13 protein-coding genes are annotated in these 15,816 nt (G+C 46.0%); 3 read left to right on the top strand and 10 right to left on the bottom strand.

Going from position 1 to position 15,816, the window contains the following annotated elements; all coding sequences use genetic code 11:
* The first annotated feature begins 27 nt into the window (after positions 1-27).
* Positions 28-852 (top strand): prolipoprotein diacylglyceryl transferase, encoded by an 825-nt coding sequence (gene lgt, locus B0I21_RS00255; RefSeq protein WP_133638349.1) that lies wholly within the window; start codon positions 28-30, stop codon positions 850-852.
* 49 nt (positions 853-901) lie between these two features.
* The gene (locus B0I21_RS00250) at positions 902-2,107 is read left to right on the top strand and encodes a multidrug effflux MFS transporter (RefSeq protein WP_133638348.1); all 1,206 of its coding nucleotides are present in this window, start codon (positions 902-904) and stop codon (positions 2,105-2,107) included.
* A 38-nt stretch (positions 2,108-2,145) separates the two neighbouring features.
* On the opposite strand, the gene aroQ is transcribed toward B0I21_RS00250, so the two are convergent.
* On the bottom strand, positions 2,146-2,562 hold the full coding sequence (gene aroQ / locus B0I21_RS00245) for a type II 3-dehydroquinate dehydratase (protein ID WP_133638347.1): 417 nt from the start codon (positions 2,560-2,562) through the stop codon (positions 2,146-2,148).
* An 85-nt stretch (positions 2,563-2,647) separates the two neighbouring features.
* The gene (locus B0I21_RS00240) at positions 2,648-4,276 is read right to left on the bottom strand and encodes a gliding motility protein RemB (protein WP_133638346.1); all 1,629 of its coding nucleotides are present in this window, start codon (positions 4,274-4,276) and stop codon (positions 2,648-2,650) included.
* Between the two features lie 202 nt (positions 4,277-4,478).
* Here B0I21_RS00240 and B0I21_RS00235 point away from each other — a divergent pair, with 202 nt between their 5' ends.
* Positions 4,479-5,900 (top strand): glycoside hydrolase family 125 protein, encoded by a 1,422-nt coding sequence (locus B0I21_RS00235; protein WP_133638345.1) that lies wholly within the window; start codon positions 4,479-4,481, stop codon positions 5,898-5,900.
* A gap of 374 nt (positions 5,901-6,274) precedes the next feature.
* Here B0I21_RS00235 and B0I21_RS00230 read toward each other — a convergent pair whose 3' ends face one another.
* From B0I21_RS00230 to urtB, 8 genes are all read right to left on the bottom strand, one after another.
* A complete protein-coding gene (locus tag B0I21_RS00230; protein ID WP_133638344.1) occupies positions 6,275-6,922 on the bottom strand; it encodes a response regulator transcription factor in 648 nt (215 codons plus the stop codon).
* 2 nt (positions 6,923-6,924) lie between these two features.
* Positions 6,925-8,742, bottom strand: coding sequence for a sensor histidine kinase (locus tag B0I21_RS00225; RefSeq protein ID WP_166637740.1), 1,818 nt, complete (start codon positions 8,740-8,742; stop codon positions 6,925-6,927).
* A gap of 187 nt (positions 8,743-8,929) precedes the next feature.
* Positions 8,930-10,642, bottom strand: a complete 1,713-nt coding sequence (gene ureC, locus B0I21_RS00220; RefSeq protein WP_133638342.1) for an urease subunit alpha — start codon at positions 10,640-10,642, stop codon at positions 8,930-8,932.
* Between the two features lie 43 nt (positions 10,643-10,685).
* Positions 10,686-11,438: an urease subunit gamma gene (ureA, locus tag B0I21_RS00215; RefSeq protein WP_133638341.1), complete on the bottom strand. Its 753-nt coding sequence runs from the start codon at positions 11,436-11,438 to the stop codon at positions 10,686-10,688.
* Positions 11,439-11,540: 102 nt separating this feature from the next.
* Positions 11,541-12,254: an urea ABC transporter ATP-binding subunit UrtE gene (gene urtE, locus B0I21_RS00210; RefSeq protein ID WP_208292230.1), complete on the bottom strand. Its 714-nt coding sequence runs from the start codon at positions 12,252-12,254 to the stop codon at positions 11,541-11,543.
* A gap of 6 nt (positions 12,255-12,260) precedes the next feature.
* Positions 12,261-13,016 carry an urea ABC transporter ATP-binding protein UrtD gene (gene urtD / locus B0I21_RS00205; protein WP_133638340.1) on the bottom strand — a complete coding sequence of 252 codons (756 nt, stop codon included), beginning with the start codon at positions 13,014-13,016 and terminating at the stop codon, positions 12,261-12,263.
* Between the two features lie 18 nt (positions 13,017-13,034).
* Complete coding sequence (urtC, locus tag B0I21_RS00200; protein WP_133638339.1) at positions 13,035-14,123, bottom strand: urea ABC transporter permease subunit UrtC; 1,089 nt, start codon at positions 14,121-14,123, stop codon at positions 13,035-13,037.
* A gap of 26 nt (positions 14,124-14,149) precedes the next feature.
* A complete protein-coding gene (urtB, locus tag B0I21_RS20250; protein ID WP_208292229.1) occupies positions 14,150-15,811 on the bottom strand; it encodes an urea ABC transporter permease subunit UrtB in 1,662 nt (553 codons plus the stop codon).
* Positions 15,812-15,816: the final 5 nt, after the last annotated feature.

Below are 15,816 nucleotides of genomic sequence, written 5' to 3'. Positions count from 1 at the left end.
TTATATTTACCGAAACAATTTATGTTTATGCACGCAATATTACATGTTATTCATTGGAATATCGATCCGGTGATTTTTGAGATAGGCTCCTTTGGTCTGCGCTATTATGCGCTATGTTTTCTTGCCGCCTTTCTTGTTTCTTACGTGCTTATGCTCCAAATTTTCAGACGCGAGGGCAAAACGCAGGAATTGCTTGATCAGTTAAGCATCTACATCTTTCTGGGAACGCTTATTGGCGCACGATTAGGGCATTGTCTTTTTTACGAATTTGATTACTACATGCAGCATCCGCTGGAAATGATCCTCCCATTTCGATTTAACAACGGAAATTTTGAACTCACCGGTTTTCAAGGCTTAGCCAGTCATGGAGGTGCTCTCGGAATATTGACGGCGTTAATTTTATTTTCCAGAAAAACAAAAACAGACTTCCTATGGGTTACCGACCGTTTAGTGCTTGTGGTACCGCTTGCTGGCGCCCTTGTCCGCATTGGAAATTTCTTCAACTCGGAAATCGTAGGGTTGCCTTCTGATTTGCCGTGGGCGGTGGTTTTTGAACGAAATGATCTTATTCCCCGGCATCCGGCCCAGTTGTATGAAGCCATAGCATATGTCATTCTCTTCATTATACTGTGGTCGATGTATCAAAAAAATTCGAAGCCGAAACCCGGTTATTTATTTGGGATCTTTCTTGTCCTGCTTTTCGGAGCGCGCTTTTTCTTGGAATTCTTCAAAGAAAATCAAGAGGCATTCGAGGAAGGGATGAAGTTTAACATGGGACAACTTTTAAGTATACCGTTCATGATCGGCGGGCTCTATCTTATCTTCCGAAAACCCAAAGACCACAGTCAATAAAAGCTTTTCATATGGCCCATCTAGAAAGATGGGCTCTTTTTTTTAATGTATGCCACGTCAACAAACCTCCAACCGAACGGTCATCTTACTCATTTTAGGTTTACTATCTGCGGTGGGCCCGTTCTCCATAGATATGTATCTTCCCGCTTTCCAAACGATAGCGAATGACTTTGACATTTCGGTCGACCAAGTACAGCTTTCGCTAACGAGCTTTTTTATCGGGATTGCTTTTGGGCAGCTGATTTACGGACCACTTCTAGACAAATATGGCAGGAAGAAACCCCTGCTGGTAGGCTTACTCATTTATATCGTCGCGACATTACTCTGTATTATGACGCGTGATATCGAACACCTGATTGCCTTACGATTTTTACAGGCACTAGGGAGCTGTGCGGGTATGGTTGCCTCGCGCGCTATGATCCAGGATTACTACGAGCCGCGCGAAGCTGCGCGCGTGTTTAGTCTACTCATGCTGGTCATTGCCATATCGCCTATTTTGGCTCCAAGCGCAGGTGCCTTGTTGCTAAACCACTTGGATTGGCATTACATCTTTGTATCGCTGCTCGTGATTGGCGCCATCATCTTCCTGGCAACATACTTCTATCTTCCGGAGTCCTATCGGGGCTCGGCAGATTTCTCGCTGCGTCCAAAGGCAATCGTGGGGAAATTTTGGGAAGTCTTAACAAACAAAACATTTTTGGTTTACTGCTTGGTCGGATCTATCGCATCATCAGGTTTGTACGCCTATTTGGCGGGTTCGTCGTTTGTGATGCAGCAGCATTATGGCTTATCACAAACGGAATATGGCTTGGCTTTTGCCTTCGTTGCCTCAGCCATGATTTTTGCCACCCAGGTAAACCGCGCGCTCTTAAAAAAATGGAGCAGCCCCCAAATCAGTAAAATTGCGAATATTTGGCAATCCTTGATCGCGCTACTGATGTTTATAGGACTACTGACCGATACCTTGAATTTCCCGATTTTACTAGGGTTGATTTTTTGCTATCTGTTGGGCCATGGGTTTATCTTTCCTAATACGTCAGCAATGGCCTTATCACCATTCAAAGCTCTTGCAGGTAGTGCCTCAGCATTGTTAGGCTGTGTGCAAATGGCCATAGGAGCGTTAACGTCGGGTTTAGTAAGCTTTTTTCACAATGGCACAATCTACCCGATGGTAATCGTGATGGGAGCAGCAGCGCTGCTGTCACTGTTTATCCACTTTTTCTCAGGCAAATCCTCGGATCACACGGCATTTTGATATAGGTGGCAGGTCTAGCGTCCGCACGATCGCTTTTGCTACAGAAAACTTTGCACGGCTAGCTTGTAGCTATTTAAACCAAAGCCGCAGATAATGCCTAGACAATTTTTAGCTAAATAAGAATGGTGTCTGAAAGCTTCTCGTTGATGTACGTTGGAGATATGTACTTCGATAACTGGCGTTTTTATCCCAGCAATGGCGTCGCCTATCGCAACGGAAGTATGGGTAAACGCGCCCGCATTTAAAACCACACCTTCATACGAAAAGCCTACTTCATGGAGTTTATCGATGATGTCGCCTTCATGGTTACTTTGGTAATAGAAAAGTTCAACCTCGGCGAAGCGCACTTTGAGCTCCTCGAAATAGGAAAGAAAGTCTTGGTTACCATAAATACTCGTTTCCCGCACGCCAAGCAAATTCAAGTTTGGCCCATTTATGATTATGATTCTTTTCATTTTCGTGAATTCTATACGCTAATAATAAGTACCGAGGCTTTTTAAGCGATCAGATGGATTAAATGCTTAAAGTTAGCAATATCCGCTATATATCGCCATAAAAATTGCGGAAAGATGAACGGAGCCCCACGCTGATCACCCCAGATTTCTGCGTATCGGCATCTTTGACATAATTGTACCGCTGCGTATAGCCCAATTCAAAACGAAGATTGTATTTTGGATTCAGTACGTATGCGGCCTTGGCATCGACGAAATAAAGATTATTGCGCACACCTTGCCCGATAGCATTCCCATATAAGTTCGGTAAATTATTGTAAGACTGAAAAATATCCCCACCCATATTTATCCCGCTTTCCGGGTCAGTGCCGAAACGACTATAAACGCCTTGCAACGAAAAATCGAACCGATTCCAAGAATAATTTGCGATACCCACTATTTCCTTGAAGTTCGCACCTCGCGGATGCGCCAGTGGTTCGCCGTGGTTGCTGTAGTTTGATATAGACGTAAAGTGTTGGTAGGTATAGGGTCTAACCACATTATACTCCAAGAGGTAATTCAAATTTTTTACTTTGAAGGCATCAAAACCACGAATACCGATCTGGGTGCCCCATTTATTGTGCGCATACCCTCTACCCCCGAAAAATTCCCTTGCCGTAAATTCGCCTAGTAAAAACTGGCCATACGCAGTGAGCGTATTAAAGACTTTATACTTGGCATTCAAGCCCAAAAACATTTTATCCGGAGACGAGCTATTATTGGATTCGATAGGTCGGATAAACATAATAGGGTTAATGTAGTTAAAATCGAAACCGCGATAGCCTGCTTGATTTCTATTTGCCCACACCACGGCTTGGAAAAATCCGACCGAAAGGCGGTTCGTCGCATTATAATCTAAGTATTGAAATGCACCCCACTTTTTTCCATCGCCAAAGTCGCTCCCAACATTCAGCGAATCTAGTCGTGGGTTGCGGGGATCGTTCATGTAAGCCCATATGGACGTATATTGCACGTTCCCGATCTTACCAGTAAACCTCACCTGTGCATAGTTGGACGAAAAATCCGATAAAAGCAACGAACGATACCCGTCACCGATATGGTTTTTATCGTACGCCACTGTCGCTTCGAAATAATCGTTAAAAGCATAGGTCAGATTAACGGTTCCGTAAAGCCATTCTTTACGATTGCCCACTCGGTGTTGTACCGTGCCTTGCCCCGGAACAACTTGGTTGACTTCCGTGTATTCCGATAAATAGTTCGGAAATACTGCACGATTGGCAAAAATATTAGCAAACAATGTCAGTTTGTCCTTATGATGCCAGCCTAATTGCAGTCCCAGCGTGCTTAAGGATGTCGTACGCCTATCCTCAGCAATTAAATCTTTCCCAATGACAAAATCTGGCAAAACGTCCATAAAAAACTGGCTATCGCCATTATCTAGGTCAACCAGATGTTCGTTGAAAATTTTACGTAAGAAAGGGTTGTCCGATTGTACAGGATAAAGCGACTGCAAGGAATCAAATTTAAGTAGCAGTTCATCTTTAAAAAGTAATGGCTTGGATGCCGTATGCAACCGAGTATTGGGCGAGTAAAGTAATTCGTTATATTTTTGATAGTGTTGATACGAATAGGTCTGGTTCTTGACCTGTCCTTTCAACGGTTGGAAAGCAAAAAGACCTAGCCCGATTGAAAGGAGTAAAACGTAAATTTGATTCATATAAGTCGTACGTAAATTGCGGATTGTATATAACAATTATTATTCCTAAAATTAACCGCAGGCAAAAGTAGCGATATTTTGCGATTAATGCCGGCCACCTGAAACGGAGCACAAGCTTGCTAAAACGTTTAGTTTATATCGTCTTTCCATTTAATTTGCTATCTTGGGCAAGAATAACCAAAAAACAAAGAATCGCTATAACATGAAACGTAGAACCTTTCTGAAAACAGCAGGAGCCTTAGGGGCCGGTGTGATGGCTAGCAAATTTTCGTTTGCAGCTCCCTATAATACTTTTCCAACCGTGCGCGTAGCTGCCGAGAAGAGACACTTCTCGAGCAAAATTGTAGAAGCCACGATCACGGAATTCCAAAAGAAAGTGAAAAATCCTGAACTCGGATGGCTGTTTAATAACTGCTTTCCCAATACGTTAGATACCACGGTGTACGACGAATCGACAGCAAGCAAAAAATTGACGTACGTCATCACGGGTGATATTGACGCGATGTGGCTACGCGATAGCAGCGCTCAGGTTTGGCCTTATCTTCAATTCATGAAGAAAGACCGTAAACTGCAAGACCTTATTTTGGGATTGATCAACAAACAGGCACAATGTATCAATATCGATCCTTATGCGAATGCTTTTTATAACGATCCGACGAAAAAGGGAGAATGGTTTAGTGACCACACGGATATGAAGCCGGGCATACATGAGCGCAAATGGGAGATCGATTCCCTATGCTACCCTATACGGCTTGCATACCACTATTGGAAAGAAACAAATGATGCTACGCCTTTTGACGCAGAATGGGTGAAGGCGCAAGAAAATACTTACAAAACGTTTGTCGAGCAACAGCGCAAAGAGAGCACTGGCCCTTACGTCTTTGGTCGTACCACGTCGCGGGGGTCGGACACCTTGCAGGTTGATGGGCTGGGATACCCTGTTAATCCAGTAGGGTTAATCTGCTCAGCGTTCAGACCATCTGACGATAGCTCGATATTTATGTTCCTGATCCCTTCCAATCTTTTTGCGGTGACAAGCTTGCGCCAATCGGCAGAAATCTTGCGCAAAGTAAAAAATAACACGGAGCTAGCTGGAAAGATGGAGGCATTAGCACAGGAAGTAGAAACGGCAGTCAACCGCTACGGAATAGTTGATCATCCGGAGCACGGACGTATATACGCTTTTGAAGTGGATGGTTATGGTAGCTACCTGATGATGGACGATGCAAACGTACCGTCACTATTAGCGCTGCCATACCTAGGAGCAGTCGACGTCAACGATGAAGTCTACCAACGCACACGTAACTTTGTGTTGTCCGAAAAAAATCCGTTCTTCTTTAAAGGAACAGCGGCTGAAGGCATCGGCGGACCGCATATTGGCCGCGACATGATCTGGCCTATGGCGATTATCATGCGTGCGTTTACGTCTACGGATGATCAAGAAATCAGAAACTGTATTGAGACCCTTCGAAAAACGCATGGCGACACCGGTTTTATGCATGAGTCCTTCCATAAAGACGATCCGAAAAAATATACACGTCACTGGTTTGCTTGGACCAACACGTTGTTCGGCGAATTGCTTTGGAAGACATACAAAGAAAAGCCTCAGCTTTTGGCCGTATAAATTGCGGTAAAACCACGATAGATAAAAAATGCGAAGATGGTTCTTCGCATTTTTTATTGTCTTATGGATGATTGGGCGGCTTTTGAAAAAACGCCCTTTTTTTATAAACCGATCCGACTATGTACAAACAATCGAGCACCGGTTTTCATTTTTCTTATACAAACCAAAAAGCTGCTTTTCTATCGAAAAACAGCTTTTTTGAGGGGTTCCTGAAGCTGGGCTCCAACAAGCGACTCGCTGATTAACAGTCAGATGCTCGAACCTGAAGTTTTACGGAGATGACAGCGACAGAAAAAACCAGATCATTCATCGGGCGATAGCTGTGAAAATTTAGTCGATTTTTTGAAATCGATTAAAAACAGAGGAGCTGACGTCTAATTCTTTAACGTCTGCAACACCTCATCCATATTGTTTGTGTGGAATTTACGAAGGATATTCTGCCGATGGGCTTCGACCGTACGCACGCTAACGTTTAATAATTCGGCGACCTCCTTGGTGGTGAGGTCGTCACTGATCATCTGCAAAATTTCCTGCTCCCTCCGTGATAGGGACACCGCCTCGGGAGCCGGATGTCTACCTAAAGTCCCACGCTGCGATTCTAAATATTTCTTCACCAAAATATCGGTGACTTCACCAATAAAATAAAACCGGCCGGCATATACGGTGCGTATCGCATTGAGAAAAATCTTATTGCTCGTATCTTTTAAGATAAACCCGCTTGCCTGCATATCCAATGCCTTGGCTACATAGTCGGGACTGTCATAAAGACTAAAGAAGATAATTTTACTTTCGTGGCGCATCTTTAGAATTGCCTGCCCTGCTTCTAGACCGTTGATACCCGACATCCGAATATCCATAATGATCACGTCCGGAACGATGGTCGCAAGATCTTGCAACGCGGATTCCCCATCGCCGGCCTCTCCGATGACTTCCATGTCGTCTTCACTATTGATCAGTTGCTTCAGTCCATTTCTGAAAATCTCGTGGTCATCTACCAAAAAGACTTTAATAGGTACATTCATAGTTAGTATGGTATCTCCAAAATAATAGTTGTTCCCTTGCCCTGTTCAGAACTAATCGTAAAAGTCCCCCCGAGTAGTTCGGCACGCTCTTTCATCCCTTTCAGACCATTCATCTTGCGGGCCATCCTAGGATCATGCATAAACTGTTCTTCAAAATGAAAACCTCTACCATTATCCTTAACAATCAAATTTAAGTATTCTGCCGAAGTATCTAAATATATTTCTACTGTCAAAGCTTGCGCATGTTTGATCACATTGTTCAAGCTCTCCTGTAAAATCCGATAGACGGTGACTTCAAGCTCACGGGACAGGGGCTGCTGACCGATATTCGTATCCAGTATAAATGATGTAGCGTGATCGGCATCTCTGCAGGTTTTCACCAGATCTTCAATAGCCGATAGCAAACCAAAGTCTTCCAGTACACTGGGCAATAAATCGGAGCAGATGCGGCGGGTCTCCGTGATCAGCTGATTGAGCATACTGTTGATCATAGACATCTCTAATCTTGCGTCTCCCCCTCCGTCTGTGACTTGCTCTATTTTCATGCGTAAGCTTGTCAGCATCTGCCCGATGCCGTCGTGAATCTCCGTCGCCACCCGCTTGCGTTCTTTTTCCTGCCCATTGATAATCGCGTAGGAGCGTATGTGCTGGTCTTGCGTATCACGCCTGAGCTTCTCCTTTATCAACAACATATTCTCGCGCTCAGCATTCTTACGCTTAGTGATATCATTGCCGATGACCAAATACTGGTAAACGCTTCCCATCTGGTCAAAAACCGGGATCAGTGTGACATCCAACCAAAATCCGCTTCCATCCGAAGCATAGTCGAAAATCTCTTCCTGCCATACTTCCAGCCTCTTTTTGTGATTACGTATGTGACCATAGATAACACTCTCCTCACCTCCTTTGTTGTTATAAAATATCGGTTTTTCACGCAGTTGCGACATTGTGTACCTCGTCACGTGACAGTACTTGTCATTGGCGTACAAAATTTTGCCTTCGGTATCTATCTTGACCAGATAAGTGGCCTTATCGAGCGCGAAATTGACCTCCCGTATCTCACTGTACGAACGCTCCATCTGCGCGTGTGCTTCCTGCAGTTTTCCCGACAAGTTGGAAGAATGTTCTTCTGACCGCACGAGATCGGTAACGACACGCTTGATATGTACGGACAGCGGATAGAAAATAAAGAGCACTTCAAGTGTGAGCGTAAGCAACAACAGACCTAGCATAATATAGTCCGTCTCTTTGAGGCGACTGATACGCTCCCGGGCGAAACGATCGTATTCAAATACAATAAGATCCATGCCCAAGAGATAGGATTGCTCATAGTTTAGTATGGTTTCCACATAAGGTCGCAAAAGTATAGCAGGTGGTACCTGCGCAGTATCCGTGATCGTAACGATTTGCTCTGCAGCCTGCATCATCTCTTCACGGGGGTGACGCACCAGTTCAAAAAGCTCTTTGATCTCGCCCAAATTATAAGTAGGCAACTCCAAAAACTTATTGCCGTCTTCCAGACTCTGCTGTACTTTTACCCACTGACGGAGTGTGTTTACAAACTCTTTCTTGCTGCTTTCGTAGGCATATCCATTCTGTAGCATAAGCGCAATCTTGCTGAGCGACTGGCTGTGTGTCCGCAGTCGTGCGGTAAAATTGATAACATGCGAGTCATCCAACGAACGGCTCAAATGTTGCTGTATACGCCACTGGCTCACTATAGTCAGGACAGCGATAATAGATAACGCTATCGCGTATCTTAGGGTAAATTGCTTAAAGAGCTTCCGCTCGACAGAACTACGCATAAGATTAATCTTCATTGGTATACCAAAAGTTGGCATCTATAGGAATAAGCTGCGGGTCTTAATTAAACCTAGCCACACCCCATCCAGACACCTTCTTTTGCAAATGTACCATATTTACCTCCAAATATGCTAAATCCAGAATCCGCATTAGCTCATGAACTTCATCAGCATCATGTTTTACATTCCTATTGCGTAATCTGGGTTAAAACAAGCTATACAACTGGGCTAGAGATACCTTCTCCGCAGGCTCGCAAGTAATCGGCACGCCGTCTGCTGTCACTTCGTAAGTCTCTGGGTGTACCTTGACTACAGGTAGCGCATCGTTAAATATCATATCTTTCTTGCGCACGCCACGCGTGTTGCGGACGGGCTCTATCGCTTTATGCAGTCCATAGCCTTCGACTTGGTGTACCGAAGCCTTCGACACGAATGCCATGGATGTCCGGCCGACGGCTTTGCCGAGTGCCCCGTACATGGGTCTGGAGAATATCGGTTGTGTAGTGGCGATAGAACCATTGGGATCACCCATCTGCGCCTGAACAACCACACCACCTTTCAGGGTGAGCTCTGGCTTGATACCGAAAAAGCGCGGATCCCAGATGATGAGGTCGGCAAGCTTGCCGCTTTCTACCGACCCGATGACATGGCTACAGCCGTGGGTGATCGCAGGGTTGATGGTATACTTTGCGATGTAACGCTTTACCCTAAAATTATCCGCACCGGTACCTTCATCCTCAGGCAGGCTTCCTCGCTGTACCTTCATTTTATCGGCAATCTGCCAAGTTCGGCAGAGCACCTCCCCTACACGCCCCATGGCCTGAGAGTCTGAGGTGAACATCGATATTGCACCCATATCGTGAAGCACGTCTTCGGCTGCAATCGTCTGCTTACGAATACGGCTGGCCGCGAATGCGACATCTTCATCTATACTCTTGTCCAGGTGGTGGCATACCATCAACATATCTAAATGCTCATCTACCGTATTGATCGTGTAGGGATTGGTGGGCGATGTGGATGAGGGCAATACATTAGGCTCGCCAAGCATGGTGATCGTATCAGGTGCGTGGCCGCCACCGGCTCCTTCGATATGGTAGCAGTGAATAGCGCGCCCTGCGAATGCTTTGACTGAATCCTCTACGTAACAGCTTTCATTGAGCGAATCGGTATGGATACACACCTGCACATCATGCTGGTCTGCGATGGACAAACAATTGTCTATCGCGGAGGCCGAGGACGCCCAGTCTTCATGCAACTTTAGTGTCATTGCTCCAGCTTCGATCTGCGCTTCCAGTTCTTTGGGACCTGAAGAGCTACCCTTGCCCAAGAAACCGATATTGAGCGGGAAAGTATCGGTAGCTTGCAACATCATCTTGATATACGTAGCATTGGGTGTGATCGTGGTGGCCAAGGTACCTGTCGTTGGCCCTGTACCACCGCCAATAAGTGTCGTGACACCGCTCGCAAGCGCTTCTTCGGATTGTTGCGGGCAGATAAAGTGCACATGCGTATCCACACCACCCGCGGTAATGATCTTGCCTTCACCGGAAATAATCTCGGTATTGGCTCCTATGATGAGCCGGGGATCCACGCCATCCATAATATGTGGATTTCCTCCTTTCCCCACACCAACTATATAATTGTCCTTGATACCGATATCTGCTTTATAAATACCGGTGTGATCAATGATCACAGCATTGGTAATGATCATATCGAGCACATCCTCGGGCGCAAAACCTGTAGCCTGTGCCATGCCGTCGCGCACCGACTTGCCACCGCCAAAGATACACTCCTCTCCATAGACGGTCAGATCTTCTTCTACTTCGACAATCAATGAGGTATCTCCTAATCGGACTTTGTCGCCTTTCGTAATACCGAACAATTCTGCATATTTTACTTTTGATATGTTGTGTGCCATTTTATTTCTTTTTTTAGATGGGATAAATTCGTTTTCAAGTCTATTAATGGTGTGCCAAAAAGCCTTTTTCTTCCAATATCATGGCGATTTCTTCCTCTCTACCCGCTATAGGACCATTAATCAGTGCATTAGCGCCGAACACCTTGCGCTCACCTCCTATAGACACCAATTGAACAGTGGTCTTTTCATCCGGCTTAAAGCGGATGGCGGTACCGGAGGGAATGTCCAGGCGGTAGCCAACAGTGGATAGGCGGTCAAACTGCAAGACTTTGTTGGTTTCGGCAAATGGATAGTGCGATCCGACCTGCACGGAGCGGTCACCGGTGTTGTGCACCTCGATACTGATGGTGGCTCGACCTTCGTTTAGCACGATGTCACCCTCACCGACAAACGATTCGCCAGGAGATGCTTCGGTCTCATTATTGATCGCCTTAATCGCCATTGTTCGGCTGAGCCCGGAACCATACAGGGCATAGTCATTCTGTATGTCCGACCTATTGATCGGTTGATGCACGGTTACCAACTTTGTGCCGTCTGGAAATGTACCCTCAACCTGAACGGTATCCAACAGCGCGGGCACCCCTTCCATCACATCATCGTACCCTAATATCTCACGGCCTTTTTCCATCAGTGCGGCTACCGACTCTCCTTCTCGGATGAATTCTAGGAGCTGCGTGGCGATCAGTGCTATCGATTCGGGGTAATTCAGTTTGATCCCACGGGCGTACCGCTTTTGCGCAACGAACCCTGCGTTGTGCAACATCAGCTTTTCTATTTCTTTGGGTGATAGTTTCATATGTTTCTAGTTTGATTTTTACAGGTCATATGGCATACTCATGTGTGTTTCTGCTTTCAGAAGCATGGGTATTTCATATGTATACTTTTAATAATTTTCTATTTATACCGCGATATGTTCTTGCAATTCTGAAAAGTCAAAGCGATCTGCCGATCCATCCTGAACCATCTTACCGCGGTCCATGAGATAAAAATGGTCTGTGACGTGACGGGCAAAATCTATCTTCTGCTCGACCAGCAATACCGACAATTCTTTTTCAACGACAAGCCTACGGATGATGTCACCGATCTCATAGGCAATCGAAGGCTGTATGCCTTCTGTAGGCTCATCCAATAGTAAAAGTTTTGGGCCACTGATTAATGTCCGAGCAATGGCGAGTTGCTGTTGCTGACCGCCACTTAGGTTGCCCCCTAATCGTTTTCTAAACTCCTTGAGGATAGGAAAAAGGTCATAAATTTCTTCCTCGGATATCTTTTCCTTGTAATCGGGCGTGGCTTCTAAACCCAGGCGAAGATTTTCATAGACTGTCAATTTAGGGATAATCTCACGTCCCTGGGGGACATAACCTACCCCCGCCCGGGCAATCTTGTAGGAAACCAGACTTTGGATTTCTTGACCATCCAGCCTGACCGATCCGCTCTGCGCTTTCACCAGCCCCATAATTGCTTTGAGCAAAGTGGATTTCCCTACGCCGTTACGTCCCATCACGGTGGTGACCCGCGCTTTTCTAACCTCTATATTGACTCCCCACAGAATAGTGCTTTGTCCATACGCGGCTTTTAAATCATTGACTGATAATATCATTTCTTCTTTCATAAATACTTAGCTGTTAACCGTTTTTGCACTGGATCTACCGAGGTAGCTATCGATCACACGCTGATCATTCTTAACCTGGCTAAATGTCCCTTCTGTCAAAAGTTGGCCGTTGACAAATACAGTCACCTTATCCCGTGCGATCTGCTTCACAAAATGCATATCATGCTCGATGACAATCACGCTGTGCTGCTTAGACAATTCTATAAGCAATTCGCCAGTTTTTTCGGTTTCTCTGTCGGACATACCGGCTGCAGGCTCATCGATAAGCAAAAGCTTTGGATGCTGCAAGACTACTATGGCAATCTCGAGCCACTGCTTCTGTCCGTGGGAAAGATCTCCAGCAGCTTTGTCCAGCACTGCGTGCAGACCTACGCGAACGGCCGTGTCCCGTATGCGATCATCTATATCGCTGGTCATGCTGAAAAACAGCGATGCAAATACACCCTTTTCCATTTTGACCGCCAGTAACATATTGTCATATACCGAAAGGCTCGGGAAAACGGAAGGCTTTTGGAACTTTCGGCCAATGCCCAACTCGGCAATTTCTACCTCGGTCTTCCCCAAGGTGGATGTACCGTCGAATATGACTTTGCCTCGGTCGGCCTTCGTACGACCGCACAGTAGATCCATGAAGGTGGACTTGCCTGCTCCATTTGGCCCGATGATAACGCGCAGCTCATTGCGCGCCAAAGAAAAGCTGCTGAGGTTGAGGGCTTGTAGCCCACCAAAGGATACGGAAAGATCTTCAACTTGTAATAACATGTGTATCTTATTTTATAATTAATTGTTTATACCCGAAGTCACAGTACCAGCCTTAGCATCCCGAAAGCCTACGCGGATAGCCAACCATTCCAACAGCCCCAAAAATCCTTTATCAAAGTAGAGCACAGTAAGTACGTACAGGATGCCGAGAATAAATAACCACCCTTCAGGAAACACAGTGGTACATATACTGTAGAGGCAGTTGACGAGCAATGCACCAAGCACCGCACCTTTGAGATGGCCCCGGCCACCAAGAGCCACCCACATAAGCATCTCTACAGATGCTTTGACATCCATACGGCCAGGGGTGATAATTCCGGTCTGAGGAACATAAAGCATTCCGGCGAGCGCACCGATCGCCCCGGCTATGACGAAAATTGTGAGTTTATAGTACAGCACATTGTAGGCGGTGTATCCGACTCTGAACTCGCTGTCGCGTATAGCCATCAGCACTTTGCCAAACTTTGATCCTACAATCTTTCTACAGCATCCGTAAACGCCGACCAGCACCGCCAGCGACAGCATATACATGCCTATCTTGACAGAGGCACTGCTGAGATCAAAGCCTAACAGCGATTTGAAATTTGTCAGACCGTTGGTACCGCCCATGTTCGTCTCATTACGGAGGAAAAGCAGGTAAACGGAAAGTGCGAGGGCTTGCGTGATAATAGCCATATACACACCTTTAATCCGGCTTCGAAATATGAAGTAACCGATAAACAAGGCTAGAAGTGCCGGAACCACCAAGGCCAGTAGTACCGTAGGAACAAAATGCTGGAACGGTTGCCAAAGCAAGGGTAGATCAGTCAGGTTATTCCAAGACATAAAGTCTGGTAGCATTGCTGTGCCGGAGGCTGAATTTAAGGTCAGGTACATCCCCATTGCGTACCCCCCAAGGCAGAAAAAAATAGCCTGGCACATCGACATGATGCCGGTGTATCCCCAGATCAGGTCTATACCCAAGGCAGCGATCGCAAAACAAAAATAACGTCCCCAGAGTGACACGCTGTTGATAGAAATGAGGCCGGCGCTATAACCCAACGGCAAAAGAACGGCGAATATAAGCAGGAATAAGCTGTAGATGATTTTGTTTGTTTTTGTAAACATCACACGTTTTTTTAAGTATATACTTTTTAGTCTTCGGCAGAGCGTCCCCGGTCCGGAAATAGTCCTTTCGGTCTAAACTGCATGAAGATCATGATCAAAACAAGGATCAGTACCTTGCCATAGACGGCCTCAAAAAATGCTTCTAAAACTTTGGAGGATATTCCAATGCCTATCGCTGAAACGATGATACCGACAATCTTGCCAACGCCACCGATCACGACCATCAAAAAGGAGTCTACAATGTAGGACTGGCCCATATCCGGAACAACATTGCCAATTAGTGTCATCGCGCACCCGGCCAAACCTGCCAGACCCGACCCAACGAAAAATGTGATCGCATTGACCCGCTTGGTATCAATCCCCAGACAGGCACTCATACTTCTATTCTGCGTGACAGCGCGGATCTGTAATCCCAACCGTGTGCGCATCAAGACCCAGTATACGGCCACGACAATGATCAGCGTCAAGACGATGATAAAAATCCTATTATAAGGCAATACAAGATGGGGATTAACCTCAATACCACCGGACAAGGCACCTGGAAGTTTGACGGCCGTCATGTCGCCAAAGATCCACCGTGCGGTCTGTATCAAGATAAGGCTCACTCCCCATGTAGCCAGCAAACTATCCAGGGGCTTGGCATAAAGACGCCTAACCACGAGTCGTTCGAGAAGAAGACCCGCCACACCCGCGACAACAAAAGATATGGGCAATGCGGCAAAATAAAACCAATCAGAAGACTGAACGCCCAATACATTGGTAAAAAGTAACTGCACCGTAAATGTGGCATAGGCACCAATCATCAAAAACTCGCCATGCGCCATATTGATGATACCCGCCAAACCATAGACGATCCCCAAACCAAGTGATATCAACACGAGAATACTCGCAAGACTAAGACCGCTAAACACATGCTGTATGCGCTGCATCCAAAGTGAATCACGCTCCAAATCCTCCGCTTTACCAAGGATATAGGATGAAAGATCCGCCGAAAGTTCATGCTCTTGTACATGGTTCCTTAACAGATAAACCGCATTGGAGCTTGCGTTTTCATAAATGGAATCTGTCCAGGACTTCACCTGTAACGGATCGCCTGCCTTAACCAATCGGTCATAATAATAGGCCTCTTTACCAGCCTGTTGTACAGCATAATCCTCTTCATTCGCCAACGCCCAAAGCAGCAACTCCGTATTGATACCACCTGATCGAAGCGCTTCGCCGTAGGCCGACGAACGTCTCTGGGCACTTGGATTAAATAGATCCAAATGTGCAGCGTGACCCGCCAAAATCAAGCGGTCTGGACGTGAGACTGGAACGGCATGAAGTGCCGACTTGCTCACCGATAGCGGTACGCCGTTGTCGTCGGATATCGTTTTATAGACGGGGTACAAAGCCTTTATGATCATGCTACCGTCATCATGCTGAGGATGTTTGATGGCCGAAACCGCCTGTCCCTGCCACTCGTAGAGTGCACTGCTGTGTATTGCGGACAAAAATGGGTATACCTCAGGATGGTCCATTTGCAACAGTTTGTGCAGTGCTCCGGTCCTATCTTCCTGTATGGCGGGGTGCACTACCTGATTGATATAAAAAGCGGTCGAGTCAGCAAGAGCATGCGCTGAAAGTGTTGATAAACAGCACAGCAATCCCCACACCACTGTTTTCAGTAGTCTAACTTGTATTGTCATGATAA

Origin of the sequence: Sphingobacterium paludis (assembly GCF_004364125.1) — a bacterium.
Classification (GTDB): domain Bacteria; phylum Bacteroidota; class Bacteroidia; order Sphingobacteriales; family Sphingobacteriaceae; genus Sphingobacterium; species Sphingobacterium paludis.
This window is presented reverse-complemented; position numbering and strand designations above follow the sequence as displayed.